Genomic DNA, 18,869 nt, shown 5'->3' with positions numbered 1-18,869 from the left:
GCCGGTAGGCGCTGCTTCAGCGCCAGGAATACTCCGCGCGCAACCGGCTTGCGACCACCTCGAAAATTTCGCGGTCCAGGATCGCTCCCTCGCGACGAATGCCCTCCTCGGGCACGTCGAGCACACGATCCAACCGAACCCAACTCTTCTTGCCCTCGTAGTCCCAGTCGCCGGCGCCAATCCCTTGCCAGTTCCGGTCGTCAGCGTGGTGCTCCTGGCTGGACAACATCAGCCCCAACAACACTTCGCGGTCGCGGCCTACGACGAGCACCGGGCGATCTTTTCCGCGGGTGGGGTCGTCTTCGTAGACCACCCACGTCCAGACGATTTCGCCCGGGTCTGCCCGGCCGTCCAGGTCCGGCGCGTAGACCACTTTGCGGGCCCGCTGAGCGGTCGGGAAGCTGGTGCGGGTCACCGGGCGGCCAGCGGCGATCTCCCCGGCCGGCGGTGGCGGTGAAGTCATGATGTTCGCGGTGATCTTGACGGCTTGCTGGATGGTCCGCAGCGTGCTTTGCGTGTTCTGGATCTGACGCACGAGCTTGGGGCCCTCGTTGAAGACGAGGTTCTCCGCGAAGCGCTGAAACGTCTTCCACTGTGATTTCCGGGAGGACGCCATGTTCGCAGCATACGACGCGATCGGTAAGCACGGTTGGGCCTCAAATATGTCCCAGCTGCCTTGCACGGATAGTCTGGATACCCGCTAACCCGCGCTACAGGAGATTCCCATCAGCAGTTTTGCCGACAAGACCTTCACCCCGCCGGCGCAGATTCGGAATTTCTGCATCATCGCTCACATCGACCATGGCAAGTCGACGCTGGCAGACCGAATGCTGCAGCTGACCGGGGTGGTCGACGAGCGCTCAATGCGGGCGCAATACCTGGACCGGATGGACATCGAGCGGGAACGCGGCATCACCATCAAGGCCCAGAACGTGCGGTTGCCCTGGCGAGTCGGTGACCAGGAGTACGTCCTGCATCTCATCGACACGCCGGGCCACGTCGACTTCACCTACGAGGTGTCGCGCGCGCTGGAGGCCTGTGAAGGCGCGGTGTTGCTGGTCGACGCCGCGCAGGGCATCGAGGCGCAGACGCTGGCCAACCTCTACCTGGCGCTGGACCGTGACCTGCACATCATCCCGGTGCTCAACAAGATCGATCTGCCGGCCGCGGACCCGGACCGGTACGCCGGTGAGATTGCCCACATCATCGGCTGCGAGCCGTCAGACGTGTTGCGAGTGTCGGGCAAGACCGGTGAAGGGGTCGCCGACCTGCTGGATCACGTGGTGCAGGAGGTGCCGCCCCCGCAAGGCGACGCCGATGCGCCCACCCGCGCGATGATCTTCGACTCCGTGTACGACATCTACCGCGGTGTGGTGACCTACGTCAGGGTTGTGGACGGCAAGATCACGCCGCGCGAGCGCATCGCAATGATGTCTACCGGCGCCACCCACGAACTGCTCGAGGTCGGCATCGTCTCCCCGGAACCCAAGGCCAGTGAGGGCCTGGGCGTCGGGGAAGTGGGGTACCTGATCACCGGCGTGAAGGACGTCCGCCAGTCCAAGGTCGGCGACACCGTGACCACCGCGCGCAACGGGGCCAAGGAGGCGCTCACCGGTTACCGGGAACCGAAGCCGATGGTCTACTCCGGCCTGTATCCCGTCGACGGCTCGGACTACCCGAATCTGCGCGACGCCCTGGACAAGCTGCAACTCAACGACGCCGCTCTGACGTACGAACCCGAAACATCGGTGGCGTTGGGCTTTGGGTTCCGGTGCGGCTTTCTGGGCCTGCTGCACATGGAGATCACCCGCGAGCGCCTCGAGCGCGAATTCGACCTCGATCTGATCTCCACGTCGCCAAACGTCGTTTACCGGGTCATCAAAGAGGACGGCACCGAGATTCAGGTCACGAACCCGTCGGACTGGCCGGAGGGCAAGATCCGCACGGTCTACGAGCCCGTCGTCAAGACCACCATCATCGCGCCGAGCGAATTCATCGGCACCATCATGGAACTGTGCCAGTCGCGGCGCGGTGAGTTGGGTGGCATGGACTATCTGTCGCCCGAACGGGTGGAGTTGCGCTACACAATGCCGTTGGGGGAGATCATCTTTGACTTCTTCGATTCCCTGAAGTCCCGTACCCGGGGTTACGCCAGCCTGGACTATGAGGAGTCCGGCGAACAGGAAGCCGATCTGGTCAAGGTCGACATCCTGCTGCAGGGGGAGGCGGTCGACGCGTTCAGCGCGATCGTGCACAAGGATTCGGCGTTTGCTTACGGCAACAAGATGACCACCAAGCTCAAGGAGTTGATCCCGCGCCAGCAGTTCGAGGTGCCGGTGCAAGCCGCGATCGGGTCGAAAATCATTGCGCGCGAGAATATTCGAGCGATCCGCAAGGACGTGCTGTCCAAGTGCTACGGCGGCGACATCACCCGTAAGCGCAAACTTCTGGAAAAGCAGAAGGAAGGCAAGAAGCGGATGAAGACCATCGGGCGGGTCGAGGTGCCGCAGGAAGCCTTCGTCGCAGCGTTGTCCACCGACGCCGCCGGGGATAAAGGCAAGAAGTAGCAGCGCAACCGCACGACGCCACCGAACTAGGAAGGGCCACAACCGGATGAGATTCCGATGCAGCGTCGTCGTTGTTGCGCTCGTCGCCCTGCTGACCGCTGGCTGCACCGACGTCGTCAACGGCCTAGCGCGCCCCGGGCCGGATACCAAACCACACCCGCTTCTCGGCGACGCGCTCAAGCCGGTCCTCCTCGACGATTCCGCGCTATCGGACATGCTGGGCCAGGCGTTCGAAAGTGATCCGGATTTGCCGCCGCGGTTCGGCGGCGGCGAGAAGTTGTTGTCGCCCTACGGGGAGGTAACGCCCGACGAGTGCGTCGGCGTCGTGACCCTGACGAATCGCAGGACCTACGACTCCGCCCCCGTTGTCAACGTCGCCCACGAGACGTGGTGGCACACCAGCTACACGGTGAAGGTCATCAGCGTCGCCGAGAGTGTGATCGCACTGCCGTCGGTGAAGGACGCTTCGGCGCTCTTCGGCAAGTTCACCGATCAGTGGAAGGCCTGCAACGGTAAATCGGTGACGCTGGAGGGCGACGACCTTAGTTTCACCGACGAAATCAGTGACGTGCGCGTCGCCAATTCCGTTCTCGCGGCGACACTTTCCGAATCGAGCTCATCCACCTCGACATCCAGGGCGGTCGCACGCGCCATCGGGGTGCGGGTGAACTGTCTGGTTGAGGTGCAGGTCAGCTTCTTCTCCCCGCAGGAGTCGGACACCGGGACCGGCGATCCGAACACCAGCGCGATCGAGATCGCGCGCGCGATGATGGACAAGATCACCGCCCGGACCTGACTCAGCGCGGGGAGTCGTTAAAGGGTGTCGAACAACTGGCTGCGGCCGAGTTGTCTTCGGAGTGGGGCGATGTGGCTGGGGTAGACGCGGGTGCGGATGGTTGCAGCCCGCCTGCTCCGCCTCGCGAGACACCCGCACCCGCCACCGGGCTCAGTCGGTGTTAGAGCGCGCTCTGTCCGTTGCTGCCATCACCGCCCGGGAAGAGGGATTTGCCGCCATAACCACCCTCGGTGGCGGCACCGCCATCGCCGCCGTCCACAGCGCCCAGAGTGCCCACAGCGCCTTTTCCGCCGTCCCCACCGAGGTCGCCATCAACGCCGGGGTGGCCGTCCGTACCTGAGAAGGATTCGTAGCCACCACCGCCGCCGCCACCACCGGTGCCGGTCGTGGTGCCGCCTGCACCGCCGGGGCCGCCAAAGCCGTACCAGTCAAGCTCAGCGTTGCCACCGGCGCCGCCAGCGCCGCCGGTACCGCTGGCGGAGCCGGCGCCGCCGCCGCCGCCGCCGCCGCCGCCAGCGGCCTTAGAGGTGCTGTAGAAGTAACCGCCGGCGCCGCCGCCGGCGCCTCCGCCGCCGCTGCCGCCGATACCGGCAGTCTGGCCGCCGCCGTCCCCGCCGCCGCCGCCGTTGCCGGCGAGTGCCCGGAACCCCGAAAACCAGTTGGCGAGGCCGCCTTGGCCGCCGTCGCCGCCGTCGCCGCCCTTGCCGCCGGCGCCGCCGTCATCCTGGCCGGTGCCGGCGTTGCCGCCGTGACCGCCGGCCCCGCCGCCGCCACCGCCACCACCACCCACGAGTTGGATTCCTAAGTTTTTGCCGCCGTCGCCGGCGTCGCCGCCCGCGCCGCCGTCGCCGCCGTCACCGTTGGTCCCGCCCAGCGGGGTGCCGCCGCCGTCGCCGCCGTTGCCGCCTCGGCCGCCTTCACCGCCGTGACCGCCGATGCTATTTTCGGTGCCGTCGCCGATTTGGCCGTCGCCGCCGTTGCCGCCGACACCACCCGCACCGCCGTTACCGGCGGTGGTGCCGGCACCGCCGGCGTCGCCGCCGTTGCCGCCGTTGCCGGCCGCACCGCCGTTACCGCCGTCCGTACCCGCTGGCGCCCCGCCCGCGAGCGCGTCATAGCCGTTGCCCCCGTTGCCGCCGGCGCCGCCGTTGCCGCTCGCGGCGGCCAAACCGCCGCCGGTGCCGCCCGCCCCGCCCGCGCCGCCGTTACCGCCGGCCCCGCCGTTGGGGGAGCCGCTGTCGCCGTCCTTGCCGCTGCCACCATTGCCGCCGGCACCGGCGTTACCGCCCGAACCGTTGGCCCCGCCGCTGTTGCCGCCGTTGCCGCCGGCCCCGCCGTTGCCGCCCGAACCGCCGTTGCCGCCGTTACCGCCGGCCGCCCCGCCTACTGCGCTGATATCGGTGGCGGCGTCATAACCGGTGCCGCCGTTGGCGCCGGTGCCGCCTTGGCCGCCGTTGCCGGCGGCGACCGTGGCGCCGCCGGCGTTGCCGCCGGTGCCGCCGTGGCCACCCGAACCGCCAGCCCCGCCATCGGGCGAACCGGCAGTGCCGGCCAGACCCGCGGCACCATCACCGCCATCACCGGCATCACCGCCGGCCCCGGCGGTGCCCGCCGCCCCGTTGCCGGCGGCACCGGCCGACCGCCGTGACCGCCGTTACCGCCGTCGCCGCCGGAACCGCCCAGCAGCGGGTTGCTGCTTGCACCGCTTTCACCACCCTCACCACCGGTGCCTCCGGCGCCGCCGTTGCCGGCGGCCACACCGGTGCCGTCCCCGCCGGCGTTACCGCCGTTGCCGCCCGTGCCGCCGTGGCCGCCGGCTCCGCCGTTGAGGGTGCCGCTGTCACCGTCGTTGCCGTTGCCACCATTGCCGCCGGCACCGGCGTTACCGCCCGAACCGTTGGCCCCACCGCTGTTGCCGCCGGTGCCGCCCGTCCCGCCGTTGCCGCCCGAACCGCCGGCACCGCCGTTACCGCCGGCCGCCCCGGCCACCGCTCCCGGGTCGGTGGCGGCGTCATACCCGGCGCCGCCGTTGGCGCCGCTGCCGCCTTGGCCACCGTTGCCGGCGGCCACCGTGGCGCCGCCGGCGTTGCCGCCGGTGCCGCCGTGACCACCCGAACCACCGGCCCCGCCATCGGGTGAACCGGCAGTGCCGGCGATGCCCGCGGCACCATCACCGCCATCACCGGCATCACCGCCGGCCCCGGCGGTGCCCGCCGCCCCGTTACCGGCGGCACCGGCCGACCCGCCGTGACCGCCGTTACCGCCCGCGCCGCCGGAACCGCCCAGCAGCGGGTTGCTGCTTTGGGCGCCGTTACCGCCAGCGGCGCCGCCGTTGCCGGCGGCCACACCGGTGCCGTCCCCACCGGCGTTACCGCCGTTGCCGCCCGAGCCGCCGTGGCCGCCGGCTCCGCCGTTGAGGGTGCCGCTGTCACCGTCGTTGCCGTTGCCACCATTGCCGCCGGCACCGGCGTTACCGCCCGAACCGTTGGCCCCACCGCTGTTGCCGCCGGTGCCACCCGTCCCGCCGTTGCCGCCCGAACCGCCGGCACCGCCGTTACCGCCGGCCGCCGCGGCCACCGCTCCCGGGTCGGTGGCGGCGTCATACCCGGCGCCGCCGTTGGCGCCGGTACCGCCTTGGCCACCGTTGCCGGCGGCCACCGTCGCGCCGCCGGCGTTGCCGCCGGTGCCGCCGTGACCACCCGAACCACCGGCCCCACCATCGGGTGAACCGGCAGTGCCGACGATGCCCGCGGCACCATCACCGCCGTTGCCGGCGTCACCGCCGGCGGCATCGGTGCCCGCGGCCCCGTTACCGGCGGCACCGGCCGACCCGCCGTGACCGCCGTTACCGCCTGCCCCGCCGGAACCGCCCAGCAGCGGGTTGCTGCTTTGGGCGCCGTTACCGCCAGCGCCGCCGGTGCCTGCGGCGCCGCCGTTGCCGGCGGCCACACCGGTGCCGTCCCCGCCGGCGTTACCGCCGTTGCCGCCCGAGCCGCCGTGGCCGCCGGCTCCGCCGTTGAGGGTGCCGCTGTCACCGTCGTTGCCGTTGCCACCATTGCCGCCGGCACCGGCGTTACCGCCCGAACCGTTGGCCCCACCGCTGTTGCCGCCGGTGCCACCCGTCCCGCCGTTGCCGCCCGAACCGCCGGCACCGCCGTTACCGCCGGCCGCCGCGGCCACCGCTCCCGGGTCGGTGGCGGCGTCATACCCGGCGCCGCCGTTGGCGCCGGTACCGCCTTGGCCACCGTTGCCGGCGGCCACCGTCGCGCCGCCGGCGTTGCCGCCGGTGCCGCCGTGACCACCCGAACCACCGGCCCCACCATCGGGTGAACCGGCAGTGCCGGCGATGCCCGCGGCACCATCACCGCCGCTGCCGGCATCACCGCCGGCGGCATCGGTGCCCGCGGCCCCGTTACCGGCGACACCGGCCGACCCGCCGTGACCGCCGTTACCGCCCGCGCCGCCGGAACCGCCCAGCAGCGGGTTGCTGCTTTGGGCGCCGTTACCGCCAGCGCCGCCGGTGCCTGCGGCGCCGCCGTTGCCGGCGGCCACACCGGTGCCGTCCCCGCCGGCGTTACCGCCGTTGCCGCCCGAGCCGCCGTGGCCGCCGGCCCCGCCCACCACGTTGAGACTGTCACCGTCCTTGCCATTGCCACCGTTGCCACCGGCACCGGCGTGCCCGCCGGTCCCGTTGGCGCCGCCGCCGGCCCCGGCCGAACCGCCGGCCCCGCCGTTCCCCCCGTTGCCGCCGTTCCCGCCGGCACTACCCGGCGCCGCGCTCCCATCACCGGCCGCGTCATAGCCCGCCCCGCCGGCCCCGCCGGCACCGCCTCGCCCACCATCGGCGACCGCACCCGCGGCCGCGGGGACACCGGCGCTGCCGGCCGCGCCGGCGATGCCCGCCATACCACCGGCCCCGCCATGACCACCCGAGCCGCCATCGGGCTGCGCGCTGGTGCCCGCCGCGCCGTCTTTGCCGTCCCCGCCCACACCACCGGCCCCGGCATTGCCACCACCACCGGCGCTGCCCCCGCCAGGGGAACTACCACCTTGCCCGCCGTTGCCGCCGTTACCACCCGCACCCCCGTCAGCACCGGGCGTGCTGCCGACAAAGCCCGCCCCACCGGCCCCACCAGCGCCCCCGGCGCCGCCGTTGCCGGCCACCGCGTCCGCCCCGTTAAACCCGAACAATCCCCCACTGCCGCCCGCACCGCCCAGCCCGGCGTTACCGCCGTTGCCGCCGTGCCCGCCGTTGCCGCCCGGGGTGAGCGCATCGGGCCCCGCACCACCATCAGCACCCAGGCCGCCAGCCCTGCCGCTGCCCCCGGCTCCGCCGGCGCCGCCACCACTGAACAACCCGGTACCGCTGCCGCCGGCGCCGCCGGCCCCGCCGTCACCGCCGGTGCCCCCCGAACCACCGTTACCGCCCAAAGCCGCCGCGGCCCTGGCATCCTAAACCGCCGCCCTGCCGCCCCGCCGTCACCGCCGCTATAAAACAGCAGCGCCCGGCTGACACCACCAGCGCCACCAGCCCCGCCGGTCCCGCCCGCCAAGGTGGCCGTACTCACCCCGCCGACCCCACCGGCCCCGCCGTGCCCGCCGAACCCACCCAGCAGCCCACCGGCGCCCCCACGCCCACCAGGCCCCCCGGGGAAGCCCGGGTACCCGGTCCCACCGGCCCCACCCGCGCCGCCATTACCGAACAACCCGGCATCCCCACCGGCCCCGCCGCGCTGCCCGAGCGCACCCGAACCACCATTACCGCCATTGCCGATCAAAATCCCACCCGCCCCACCCGCAGCCCCCGTACCCGGCGCGCCATCGGTGCCATTACCAATCAGCGCACGCCCCCACACCACCTGGGTGGGGGTGTTGATCACCCCCAAGATCGCCTCACCAACGGCCTGCAGGGGATCGGCGCTGGCGGCCTCGGCGGCCGCATAGGCCACCCCGGCGGCGGCCACGCTCGCCACGAACCGCTCGTGAAGGGCCGCCACCTGCGCGCCGAGCGCCTGATACTCACGCCCAAGCCCACCAAAAAGCGCCGCGACCGCCGCCGACACCTCATCAGATGCCGCCGCCGACAGCGACGTCGTCGAAACCGCTGCCGCGGCATTGGCCGCCCGCAACGACGACCCGACACCCGCCAGATCCTGTGCCGACGCCACCAACACCTCAGGTGAAGCAAACACAAACAACGACATCTGCAACTCCCATCGCTAATAGGCAAATGTCGGGCGATGCGGGGCGGGAACGGGCATTAGAGAAAACGGCCCGCAGGGCCCAGCGGTGGGCGACGACAGCGAAGACGATCCCAGGCGCAACCTCCCAACGTGGGTGGGCCCAAGACCCATCGCGGGAGTTACGAGGCTGACCTCTCGCAATGCGGCGTACGTTACTCGCGTATTTCGTCTTTTGGCAGCGTTTCGGCGTCGCTACATTTGTTTTGCGGCACTGTGGCCCGCCATTGTTCTAACCACCGGGCCGGAGTCTTCGCGTTGGTTGTCGGCCGGTCGTGGTCAGCGTGTCGGCGTTCGAATCATCGGTCGTCGTCACCGTGGGCTGTGCGTGCCTTCAATAATCGCGTCCCGCTTGTCCGTTGCGGCTGGCGCGGTCCCGGCGCGATTGCTCGGCGTTCGCGGCTGCATCGATCTCAGTTGCAGGCGCACCGATAGCCGGCGAGACGCATTCAGGAAAAGCGTTCGCCGCGCGGCGTTCTCGTATTCTTTCGACGTATTGAAGGTATTGCTCAAATCCGGTCCGCGACGGACGCCCGAGAAGGGCGGTGCGAATACTCAACCGAGTTTGTTCGACACGCTTTAGGACAAGGCCCTAAACCGGAGCGTTGGCGGGTTGGAACATCCCGGAGCCGTCGGCTTCCTCCTCCGCCCTGATCACGTGTACCACCGCGTTGATCAGAGCCAGGTGGGTGAACGCCTGCGGGAAGTTGCCCAGGTGCCGGCCGGTGCGTGGCTCGATCTCTTCGGCGTAGAGATGGAGCGGGCTGGCGAATGACAGCAGCCGTTCGCACAACCGCTTCGCCCTGGCCACTTCGCCGATCTCGACCAGGCACGACACCAGCCAGAACGAGCAGATGGTGAACGTGCCTTCCTCGCCGGACAGTCCGTCGTCGGTTTCCTCGACCCGGTAGCGCAGCACCAGGCCTTCCTCGGTGAGTTCGTCCGCGATGGCCAGCACGGTGTTGCGCACCCGGTAGTCGTCTGGGGGCAGGAACCGGGTCAGCACCGCCAGCAGCAGCGAGGCATCCAGCGCGTCGTCGCCGTAACGCTGTGTGAGCACGCCGCGCTTGTCGACCCCGTGCTCGAGGATGTCGGCCTTGATCTCCTCGGCGATCTTGCGCCACTGCTGGGCGTAGCTGAACTCGCCCTGCCGCTCGGCCAATTTGGCGCCGCGGTCCAGTGCCACCCAGCACATGATCTTCGACGAGGTGAAGTGTTGCGGTTCGCCGCGCACCTCCCAGATTCCCCGGTCCGGCTCGCGCCAGTGCTTGATCGCCTCTTCCACCTGCTTCTTCAGCACCGGCCACAGCGTCTCGGGCACCTGCTCGCGCGACCTGGCGTGCAGGTAGAACGAGTCCAAAACCGAGCCCCAGATGTCGTGCTGTCTCTGGTCGTACGCGCCGTTGCCGATCCGCACGGGGCGGGCGTGGTCGTAGCCGGACAGATGTAGCAGCTCCTCTTCCACGAGGCTGCGCTCGCCGCCGACTCCGTACATCACCTGCAACGGATGACGCTCGTCGCTGTTGGCGCCCGACACGTCGGCGATGAACGCGAAGAAGTCGTCCGCCTCGCGGTCCAATCCCAGGGTGTAAAGGCCCCACAACGCGAACGTGGAGTCACGGATCCACGAGTAGCGGTAGTCCCAGTTGCGTTCGCCGTGCGGGGTCTCCGGAAGGGACGTGGTGCTCGCCGCCAACAGCGCGCCGGTGGGTGAGTACGTCAACCCTTTCAGGGTGAGCGCGCTGCGCTGCAGGTACGCCCGCCACGGGTGGTCCGGGAAGTTACCGATGTTGATCCACTGTCGCCAGCACTCGGTGGTCTGCCACATCTTGTCGGCGGCTTCTTCGTAGGTCTGCGGCGCCGGGTGCTTGGTCCAGCTCAGCGCGACGAAAATGTCGTCGCCCTCTTTCATCCGGGTGCGGGCGCGCGCTTCCCGGCCCTCCAACCCGATGTTGAGGTTGGTGGTCAGCCGCAGGGTCGGGTGGGCGTCGGGGTTCTTGGTGGCGCGTGCGATGGCCTCGCCGTATGCCTGGGCCGAGTACTCCCAGGTCGCGCCGGTGCGGTGGTAGTCGAAGGCGGGTTCGCAGCTCATCATCAGCTCGACCGTGCCGCTCACACATCGCACGGTGCGTAGCAGGATGTGCTCGGCGTCCCAGTCCATCGGGGTGCGACGGTGGGTGCGCGATCTCCGCTCGATGTCGTGCCACCTGCCCATGACGAGAGCGTCGCGCACGATCAGCCACCCGGTGTGTGTTTGCCAGGTGGTTTCCATGATCAGGCTGCCCGGTAGGTAACGCCGCGCCGAAGGCACCGACACGCCGTAGGGGCCCAACCGGAAGTGGCCGGCGCTGCGGTCCAGGATCGCGCCGAACACGCTCGGCGAGTCCGGCCGGGGCACGCACATCCACTCCACTGAACCCGCCGGCGAGATCAGGCAGGTCGTCTCCCAGTCGGACAGGAACGCGTAATCGGCAATCGGCGGGAACGGATTACGCCGCGGCTGGCTGGGCGTGTACGTCGTTGGCGTCGTGAGCTCGGCGGATGCCTCTTTCAGGTCCAAGCCGGGCATCGCACCGTCACCATTGGGGAGAGCTTCCGACGCTTCGTTTGTGTGTTCGGCGTGCGCGACCATGCGCACATCATCGACTGTCGACCTGCTCGGCGTCCACTCTCGAGTTTTACCCGTTACCCAGGGGCAACCTGCTTGCTAGGCGCACTGCGCGGAGGCGGGCCGATGCTCCAGCTGGTACGCCTCTGCCGCGGCCTAATAGTGTGAGTTGGGTGACCGGGTTCCTGAACTGGTGGGACGGCGTGGAGCTGTGGCTGTCCGGCCTGCCGTTCGTGCTGCAGGCGTTGGCGGTGATGCCCGTCGTGCTGGCCCTGGCCTTCGCTTTAGCGGTCATACAGGACACGTTGCTTGGAAGAGGAATCGAATTGATACGTCGCGCCCGCCATTCGGACGAGACGCCCGGGTAGGTCGAATGCCGCGGTCACACGTCACCCTGATCCTCGTCACCTTGGTCGTCCTGGTGATCGTGACGTGGCTTCTTACCCACCGCTGAGCCCGCCGAGGGCGGGCCGGGGCGCTCGACATGACAGCCGGGTGGATTCTGTTAGGCTTCGCGCCATGCACGCAGCATCCGTCGAAGTGCGGCGCAACTCCTTTGCGCCCTGCTGCGGATCTGTCGCCGCGGTGCGTTGCGCCGTGGCCGACGTGCACTGTTGTCGCTGACTCCCAACCCGTTTGCGGTCTGGTGTGAGTCGGTGAAATCGCTCATTTCTCTTTGAACGCCATTCGCAGCAACGGGACCGTATCCGTAAGTTTCCGCAGTTCTGCACTGGAAGGCCAAAATGCTCAACAACGTTCGGGGCGCGCCGCGCTGGCGGCTCCGTGCCGTGCTGGCGATCGCGCTGGCGCAGATCGTCGGTGTTCTCACCGCCTGCCAGGGCGGGCCTAGCGATGTCGTCGGCGGCGGGGGGCTGGCCGACGCCCATACGACGGTGACGCTGGTGGCGTACTCGGTCGCGGAACCGGGCTGGAGCAGAGTGATTCCGGCGTTCAACGCCACCCCGGAGGGCAAGGGGGTGCAGGTGATCACCTCCTTCGGGGCCTCCGGCGACCAGTCCCGCGGTGTTGCCGACGGCAAGCCCGCCGATCTGGTGAATTTCTCCGTCGAACCCGACATCACCCGATTGATCAAGTCCGGCAAGGTCTCCAAGGATTGGGCCACCGGTGCGACAAGAGGGATTCCATTCGGGTCGGTGGTGACGTTCGTGGTGCGCAAGGGCAACCCGAAGAACATCCGAGACTGGGACGACCTGCTGCGGCCCGGCATTGAGATCATCACGCCCAACCCGCTGAGCTCCGGCGCCGCCAAATGGAATCTGCTTGCCCCGTACGCCGTCAAGAGCGAAGGCGGCAGAAACAGCAAGGCTGGGATCGAGTTTGTCAACAAACTCGTCAGGGAACACGTCAAAATGCGGCCGGCGTCGGGCCGAGAGGCGACCGATGTGTTTGTGCAGGGGAGTGGGGACGTCCTGATCAGCTACGAAAACGAGGCCATCGCCGCGGAGCGAGCGGGCAAGCCCGTCGAACACGTGATTCCGCCGCAGACCTTCAAGATCGAGAATCCGGTGGCCGTGGTCGAGACCAGTCGGAACCTGGCCGCGGCGACGGCGTTCAAGAATTTTCAATACACCGCTGCGGCCCAAACGCTTTGGGCGCAGGCGGGTTTCCGGCCGGTCGACCCGGCGGTAGCCGCCCAGTTCCGTGACCAGTTCCCGGTGCCCGCGAAGTTGTGGACGATCACCGATCTCGGGGGCTGGAGCGTCGCGGATCCCCAGTTGTTCGACAAAGCCAACGGCAGCATCACCAAGATCTACACGCAGGCCACCGGATGACCACGATAATTCCCGACCCCGAAGCGATCCGTCCCGAACTGGACCAGCCCGAGCGCGAGGCGCCGCCCAAGCGCCGCTTCCGACGCTCGTCGCAAACCACCTCCCTTCGGGTGGGTGTGGGGACGCTGTGGCTGTCGGTGATCGTGCTCTTGCCGCTTGGAGCCATCGTCTGGCAGGCCGCCGGAGGCGGTTGGCACGCCTTTCAGCTGGCCGTCACCTCGCACGCGGCGCTGGAATCGCTGCGGGTGACGTTGACCATCTCCGCCGGAGTCACGATCGTCAACAGCGTCTTCGGGCTGCTCATCGCCTGGGTGTTGGTGCGGGACGACTTCTTCGGCAAGCGGCTCGTCGATGCCGTCATCGATCTGCCTTTCGCGCTGCCCACCATCGTCGCCAGCCTGGTGATGTTGGCCCTCTACGGCAATCACAGCCCGGTCGGGCTACATCTGCAGCACACCGAGTGGGGTGTGGGGGTCGCGCTCGCGTTCGTCACGTTGCCGTTCGTGGTGCGAGCCGTCCAACCCGTCCTGCTGGAACTCGACCGCGAAACCGAGGAAGCCGCGGCATCTCTGGGGGCGAACGACCTCAAGATCTTCACCTCCGTGGTGCTGCCCGCCCTGACGCCGGCCCTGTTGTCCGGTGCGGGGCTGGCTTTTTCGCGTGCCATCGGTGAGTTCGGTTCGGTGGTGCTGATCGGTGGCGCGGTGCCGGGCAAGACCGAGGTCGCGTCGCAGTGGATCCGGACCTTGATCGAGAACGACGACCGTGTCGGTGCCGCCGCGATTTCCATTGTCTTGCTGTCGATCTCGTTCGTGGTATTGCTCATACTCCGCCTCATCGGTGCGCGGGCGGCTAAGCGCGAGGAGGTGTCCGAGTGACGCTGTCGCCCGTGGTGCGCTACCTGTTGCGATTCGTCGCGCTGGCCTATGTCACTGTGCTGCTGATCGTTCCGGTCGCCCTGATTCTGTGGCGCACCTTTGCCCCCGGATTCGGGCAGTTCTACGAGTGGGTGAGCACGCCGGCGGCGATATCGGCGTTGAATCTGTCACTGGGTGTGGTGCTCATCGTGGTGCCGCTCAATGTCATATTCGGGATTCCGACGGCATTAGTGTTGGCGCGCAATCGATTCCGCGGCAAGGGCATTCTGCAGGCAATCATCGACCTGCCATTCGCGGTGTCGCCCGTCGTCGTTGGCGTGGCACTGATCGTGCTGTGGGGCTCGGCTGGAGCGCTGGGATTTGTGGAACGGGATCTCGGGTTCAAGATCATCTTCGGCTTACCGGGGATCGTGCTGGCCAGCATCTTTGTCACCCTGCCCTTTGTGGTGCGTGAGGTCGAACCGGTGTTGCACGAATTGGGCACCGATCAGGAGCAAGCGGCCGCGACGCTGGGTTCTGGTTGGTGGCAAACATTTTGGCGGATCACGCTGCCGTCCATCCGGTGGGGACTGACCTACGGCATCGTCTTGACCATCGCTCGTACGCTCGGTGAATACGGGGCGGTGATCATGGTGTCGTCCAATTTGCCGGGCAGCTCGCAGACGCTGACACTGTTGGTGTCCGACCGTTATAACCGGGGCGCCGAATACGGCGCTTATGCATTGTCGACGCTGCTGATGGGCGTCGCGGTGTTGGTTCTGATCTTCCAGGTGGTTCTGGACATCCTGCGGTCCCGCGCGGTCAAGCAGGCCTGAGAAGGAGACTTACCGATGACGGACACGAACAATCCCGCGATTGTGGTGCGTGATGCCTATAAGAATTACGGCGATTTCGTCGCGCTGGATCATGTGGACTTTGAGGTGCCCAGTGGGTCGTTGACGGCGTTGTTGGGGCCGAGTGGTTCGGGCAAGTCGACGTTGTTGCGCACGATCGCGGGTCTGGATCAGCCTGATTCGGGGACGGTGACGATCAGTGGTCGTGACGTGACTCGGGTGCCGCCGCAGCGGCGGGGTATCGGGTTTGTGTTTCAGCATTATGCGGCGTTTAAGCATCTGACGGTGCGCGACAACGTGGCCTATGGGTTGAAGATCCGCAAGCGGCCCAAGGCGGAGATCAAAAAGAAGGTCGACGATCTGTTGGAGGTGGTGGGGCTTAGCGGTTTTCAGCGTCGTTATCCCAATCAGCTCTCCGGTGGTCAGCGTCAGCGGATGGCGTTGGCGCGGGCGTTGGCGGTGGATCCGGAGGTGTTGTTGCTCGATGAGCCGTTCGGGGCGCTGGATGCCAAGGTGCGGGAGGATCTGCGCAGTTGGTTGCGCCGGTTGCATGACGAGGTGCATGTGACCACGGTGTTGGTGACGCATGATCAGGCTGAGGCGTTGGATGTGGCCGATCGGATTGCGGTGCTGAACAAGGGGCGTATCGAGCAGGTCGGATCGCCCACCGAGGTGTATGACACCCCGGCCAATCCGTTTGTCATGTCGTTCCTGGGTGCGGTGTCCACCCTCAATGGAGCGTTGGTCCGCCCGCACGACATCCGGGTCGGACGCAATCCCGCCATGGCGATCGCGGGGGGTGACGGCACCGCGGACTCGATTGGCGTGGTGCGCGCCATCGTGGACCGGGTGGTGGTGCTGGGCTTCGAGGTACGGGTGGAGTTGACCAGCGCGGTCAACGGTAGTCCCTTTACCGCGCAGATCACCCGCGGTGACGCCGAGGCCCTGGCCCTGAAGGACGGCGACACCGTGTACGTGCGGGCAACCCGCGTACCGCCGATCGCCAGCGCTGCTCCTGGTGTGCCCGACGGCGAGGCGGGTGCCGCGGAAGAGGATGCCAGCACGTTGTCGCGGGCGTGACGCGCGGTGACCTGCTAGGGCGCGCCTGGGCCGCGTTACGGCGACGCCCCGTTCAGCCCACTCAGTCCGAGAAGTTGCCCGCCGGCACCACCTTCCCCGCCCTTGCCTGGGGTCACCACGGCACTCCCACCGTTGCCGCCGTTACCGCCGTTTCCGATCAGCACGACGTTGCCGCCCTGACCGCCGTTACCGCCAGCGGCTCCAACCAATGCGCTCAAGCTGTAACCACCGTTGCCGCCATTGCCGGCGTTGCCGATCAGCCCGGCATTGCCGCCAGCGCCGCCGGCACCGCCTTTGAAGTTCGCGTCGCCGCCTGAGCCACCGGTGCCGCCCGAGCCGAAAAGCACGCCGCCATCGCCACCGGCCCCGCCTTTCCCGCTCACTCCAGCGGCGCTGGTGGTGCTGCCGCCGTTGCCGCCGTCGCCGCCATTGCCCATCAGGTTGGCCTTACCGCCGGCGCCGCCGATACCGCCTATTGCCTGGGCGTTTCCACCGGCGCCACCGGCGCCCGCTGTAGCGCCGAACAGTCCGCTGGCCCCGCCCGCGCCACCGTTGCCGCCGATACTCGCGCCGCCGTTTGCCGCCGCTGCCGCCGCCGAGCGCCGCCGATTGCCGCCTTTCGCCGCCCCGCCGTGACCGCCGGCAGCGCCAAGTTGCCCGCCTGCTCCGCCCGTCCCGCCGTCGCCGCCAATGGTGCCAGCCCCGCCGGCCCCGCCGTCACCGCCGGTGGCCGCGAACAGCCCGCCGGCGCCGGCGAGCATGCCGGCGTTGCCGCCGGCCCCACCATCGCCGGCGATGACGGCCGCTCCGCCCGCGCCGCCGGCGCCGCCGGAGCTGAACAGTCCGCCGGGCCCGCCTGGCCCGCCGTTCCCGCCGTTCGCTACGGCAAGGCCGCCGGCTCCGCCAACGCCGCCCGGGCCGAAGACACCCCCGGCCCCGCCGGCTCCGCCGTCACCGCCGACACCGGTACCGGCCAACACGCTGGTGCCGCCGGCCCCACCGGCCCCACCGGCGCCGAACAGACCGCCGGCCCCGCCGACCCCACCGGCGCCCCCGTTGTGCAGGATGCTGATTCCGCCGAGCCCACCGGCGCCGCCGTTGCCCAGCAGCAGCCCGCCGGCTCCGCCTGCCCCGCCGGTACCTCCATTGGTAGCGGTGCCGAACCCGCCGGCCCCACCCGCTCCGCCAGTGCCGAACAACCCTGCGTTCCCGCCGGCGCCGCCATTCAAGCCCGGCGCTCCGGATCCGCCGACCCCGCCGTTGCCGAACAGGATGCCGCCGTCCCCGCCGCGAGCCCCGGTACCCGGGGCGCCGTTCGCGCCGTTGCCGATCAACGGGCGCGCCAGCAGCGCGAGCGTAGGTGCATTGATGGCGTTGAGTACCTCCTGCTGGAATGCCTGCAATGGCGAGGTTGCCGCTGCCTCGGCGGCGGTGTAAGCCCCCGCACCCGCGGTCAAGCTCTGCACGAATCGCTGGTGGAACGCCGCCGCCTGGGCACTGAGGCTCTGATAGGCCTGGCCGTGTGCTCCGAAAAGTGCCGCAACAGCTGCTGACACTTCATCGGCGCCGGCGGCCAACAATCCGGTGGTTGGGGCCGCCGCGGCCGCGGTAGCCGCGCTGACTGTCGTACCTATGGCCGCCAAATCCGTGGCGGCTGCTAGTAACGCTTCCGGCGTGGCAATTATGAATGACATGTGAACCCCCACGGTGACGCGACCAATAAGTCACGACGGCCCGAGGATCGCCAGGTCACCATGGACCGATCGGCAGTAATTGATTTTACTGCTGTCCGTGCGCGACATCTGGGTTTTCATAAACCATTCCGAGCATGGAAAGCTAAGCTGCACTACATAATTCGGGTCGATTGGCGAAGCTGTGACGGCGACGCCGAAAAGCTTTTCAGAACAAGATAATTCCGACAGCGACCGCCACAAACAGCAAAACAAAAATAACGAGGCCGATAATACTGACGATGGCTATAGGCGTCATTCGTCGTTTCGGATTCGTCTGAGGCTCAGAGACACCGGAGGTTTGCGCCGAGTCTGGGGGAGTGGAACCCGGCGCGACACCTCCGCCGGCCTCAAGGCCCGGAGTTCTTGACGGGTCGGGGTCTGGTGGAAGTGCGGTCATGGATAGCAGGTACCCCGTAGCGCTCATGTCACACGCCGGATCGCTCAATAGTTCCGATGCGCAATGAGAAGCGTTGCAGCGCAGCCGATATCGCTAGCCACCGGTCGGATTCCCCGCCCTCACGCCACAACTGGTGGCACGCAGACTAGCTCGCCCCGCGGGCGGGCTTTGCCTCAGGCGGCCATGCCCTCCGCCGCGGTTTGGTCAAAGCGATCCAGCAGGGTCGCCGCCACCAGCGGGTGCGCGCCCAGCGGCGCCGACATGGCGATGCCGGACTCGCGCGCGAAGCGTTCTACCCGGTCGGGGAGCCGCCCGGGCGCCAGGAACCATGGCGCGATCACCACCCGCCGGGCACCGCGTCGCCGCAACCGTCGGACGGCGTCGGCGAAGGTTGGCTCCGGCCGGGTGGCGAACGCGGTCGTGGCTGCCGCCCACCGGGTTCCCGCCAGCACCTTCCGCGCCACCGCGGCGGTGTGCGCGTTGGCGACGGGATTAGACGATCCGATCGCCGCGACCAGCACGCCAAGGGACTCGTCGTGCCGGGAAAATCCGAGCTCGCGGACCCGCTGACGCAGCACTGACACCAGCCGGTCGTCCTCACCGAGCACCTCGGCTTGGCGCACCTGTAGCCCTCGCTGGGCGAGGCCGCAGCTGGCGATCTGCTGCGGGATGTCCACGCTCGCGTGGTAGGCGTTGGCCAGCAGGAATGGCGTGACGATCGCGGGGCCGGACAGTTCCGTCAGCACGTCGACCAGGCTCGGCGCATTCAATTCGCAGAAGGCAAGGCGGACGTCCAGTCCGGGCCGCACGCGCGCCAACCGCCCCGCGACCGCCCTGGCATTGGCCGCCGACCGGGGATCCGCGCTTCCGTGCGCGGCCAGCAGAAGGGTCGGCCTGATGGCGCCGCTCCTTCTCATCGCGTCGCTCTGTATCGTCGCCCGCGC

The 18,869-nt window shown here is 68.8% G+C and carries 14 protein-coding genes and 2 pseudogenes; 8 read left to right on the top strand and 8 right to left on the bottom strand.

Annotated features, from left to right (window positions below):
* Window positions 1-16: 16 nt before the first annotated feature.
* Window positions 17-616: a type II toxin-antitoxin system PemK/MazF family toxin gene (locus G6N68_RS18535; protein ID WP_163715309.1), complete on the bottom strand. Its 600-nt coding sequence runs from the start codon at window positions 614-616 to the stop codon at window positions 17-19.
* On the opposite strand from G6N68_RS18535, the pseudogene lepA reads away from it, so the two are divergent.
* Window positions 598-2,567, top strand: a pseudogene (lepA, locus tag G6N68_RS18530) (translation elongation factor 4). The gene G6N68_RS18535 and the pseudogene lepA overlap by 19 nt on opposite strands.
* Window positions 2,568-2,613: 46 nt before the next feature.
* Entirely contained in the window at window positions 2,614-3,363 is a 750-nt protein-coding gene (locus G6N68_RS18525) for a sensor domain-containing protein (protein WP_163715306.1), read from the top strand.
* A 160-nt stretch (window positions 3,364-3,523) separates the two neighbouring features.
* Here the strand turns inward: G6N68_RS18525 and G6N68_RS31825 are convergent, their stop codons facing one another.
* Window positions 3,524-4,531: a hypothetical protein gene (locus G6N68_RS31825; protein ID WP_163715304.1), complete on the bottom strand. Its 1,008-nt coding sequence runs from the start codon at window positions 4,529-4,531 to the stop codon at window positions 3,524-3,526.
* Between G6N68_RS31825 and G6N68_RS31820 the strand changes: the two genes are divergently transcribed.
* Window positions 4,512-4,778 (top strand): hypothetical protein, encoded by a 267-nt coding sequence (locus G6N68_RS31820; protein WP_240355531.1) that lies wholly within the window; start codon window positions 4,512-4,514, stop codon window positions 4,776-4,778. The two genes, G6N68_RS31825 and G6N68_RS31820, sit on opposite strands and share 20 nt — an antisense overlap.
* Here the strand turns inward: G6N68_RS31820 and G6N68_RS31815 are convergent.
* From G6N68_RS31815 to G6N68_RS18510, 3 genes and pseudogenes are all read right to left on the bottom strand, one after another.
* Window positions 4,747-7,794, bottom strand: coding sequence for a PE family protein (locus G6N68_RS31815; RefSeq protein ID WP_308494634.1), 3,048 nt, complete (start codon window positions 7,792-7,794; stop codon window positions 4,747-4,749). The genes G6N68_RS31820 and G6N68_RS31815 overlap by 32 nt on opposite strands.
* 32 nt (window positions 7,795-7,826) lie before the next feature.
* Window positions 7,827-8,567 (bottom strand): annotated as a pseudogene (locus tag G6N68_RS32350) (PE family protein); the annotation flags it as partial.
* Between the two features lie 628 nt (window positions 8,568-9,195).
* Window positions 9,196-11,172 (bottom strand): glycoside hydrolase family 15 protein, encoded by a 1,977-nt coding sequence (locus tag G6N68_RS18510; protein WP_371871621.1) that lies wholly within the window; start codon window positions 11,170-11,172, stop codon window positions 9,196-9,198.
* A gap of 212 nt (window positions 11,173-11,384) precedes the next feature.
* On the opposite strand from G6N68_RS18510, the gene G6N68_RS18505 reads away from it, so the two are divergent.
* From G6N68_RS18505 to G6N68_RS18485, 5 genes are all read left to right on the top strand, one after another.
* Window positions 11,385-11,579 (top strand): hypothetical protein, encoded by a 195-nt coding sequence (locus G6N68_RS18505; protein WP_371871620.1) that lies wholly within the window; start codon window positions 11,385-11,387, stop codon window positions 11,577-11,579.
* Between the two features lie 375 nt (window positions 11,580-11,954).
* On the top strand, window positions 11,955-13,004 hold the full coding sequence (locus G6N68_RS18500) for a sulfate ABC transporter substrate-binding protein (protein ID WP_163715296.1): 1,050 nt from the start codon (window positions 11,955-11,957) through the stop codon (window positions 13,002-13,004).
* A complete protein-coding gene (gene cysT, locus G6N68_RS18495; RefSeq protein WP_163715293.1) occupies window positions 13,001-13,882 on the top strand; it encodes a sulfate ABC transporter permease subunit CysT in 882 nt (293 codons plus the stop codon). The genes G6N68_RS18500 and cysT overlap by 4 nt, the downstream gene beginning before the upstream one ends.
* Entirely contained in the window at window positions 13,879-14,697 is an 819-nt protein-coding gene (gene cysW / locus G6N68_RS18490; RefSeq protein ID WP_163715290.1) for a sulfate ABC transporter permease subunit CysW, read from the top strand. Before cysT ends, cysW begins: the two co-directional genes overlap by 4 nt.
* A gap of 15 nt (window positions 14,698-14,712) precedes the next feature.
* On the top strand, window positions 14,713-15,795 hold the full coding sequence (locus tag G6N68_RS18485) for a sulfate/molybdate ABC transporter ATP-binding protein (protein WP_163715287.1): 1,083 nt from the start codon (window positions 14,713-14,715) through the stop codon (window positions 15,793-15,795).
* A 35-nt stretch (window positions 15,796-15,830) separates the two neighbouring features.
* Here the strand turns inward: G6N68_RS18485 and G6N68_RS18480 are convergent, their stop codons facing one another.
* From G6N68_RS18480 to G6N68_RS18475, 3 genes are all read right to left on the bottom strand, one after another.
* Entirely contained in the window at window positions 15,831-17,489 is a 1,659-nt protein-coding gene (locus tag G6N68_RS18480) for a PE family protein (protein WP_163715282.1), read from the bottom strand.
* Window positions 17,490-17,694: 205 nt separating this feature from the next.
* Window positions 17,695-17,925 carry a DUF6480 family protein gene (locus G6N68_RS30920; protein WP_240355530.1) on the bottom strand — a complete coding sequence of 77 codons (231 nt, stop codon included), beginning with the start codon at window positions 17,923-17,925 and terminating at the stop codon, window positions 17,695-17,697.
* 173 nt (window positions 17,926-18,098) lie between these two features.
* Window positions 18,099-18,842 carry a sirohydrochlorin chelatase gene (locus G6N68_RS18475; protein ID WP_205351380.1) on the bottom strand — a complete coding sequence of 248 codons (744 nt, stop codon included), beginning with the start codon at window positions 18,840-18,842 and terminating at the stop codon, window positions 18,099-18,101.
* Between the last annotated feature and the right edge of the window lie 27 nt (window positions 18,843-18,869).

This window comes from Mycobacterium bourgelatii, from assembly GCF_010723575.1.
Lineage (GTDB): Bacteria > Actinomycetota > Actinomycetes > Mycobacteriales > Mycobacteriaceae > Mycobacterium > Mycobacterium bourgelatii.
Note: the sequence above shows the minus strand (reverse complement) of the source record. Positions and strands in the feature narration are given on the sequence as shown.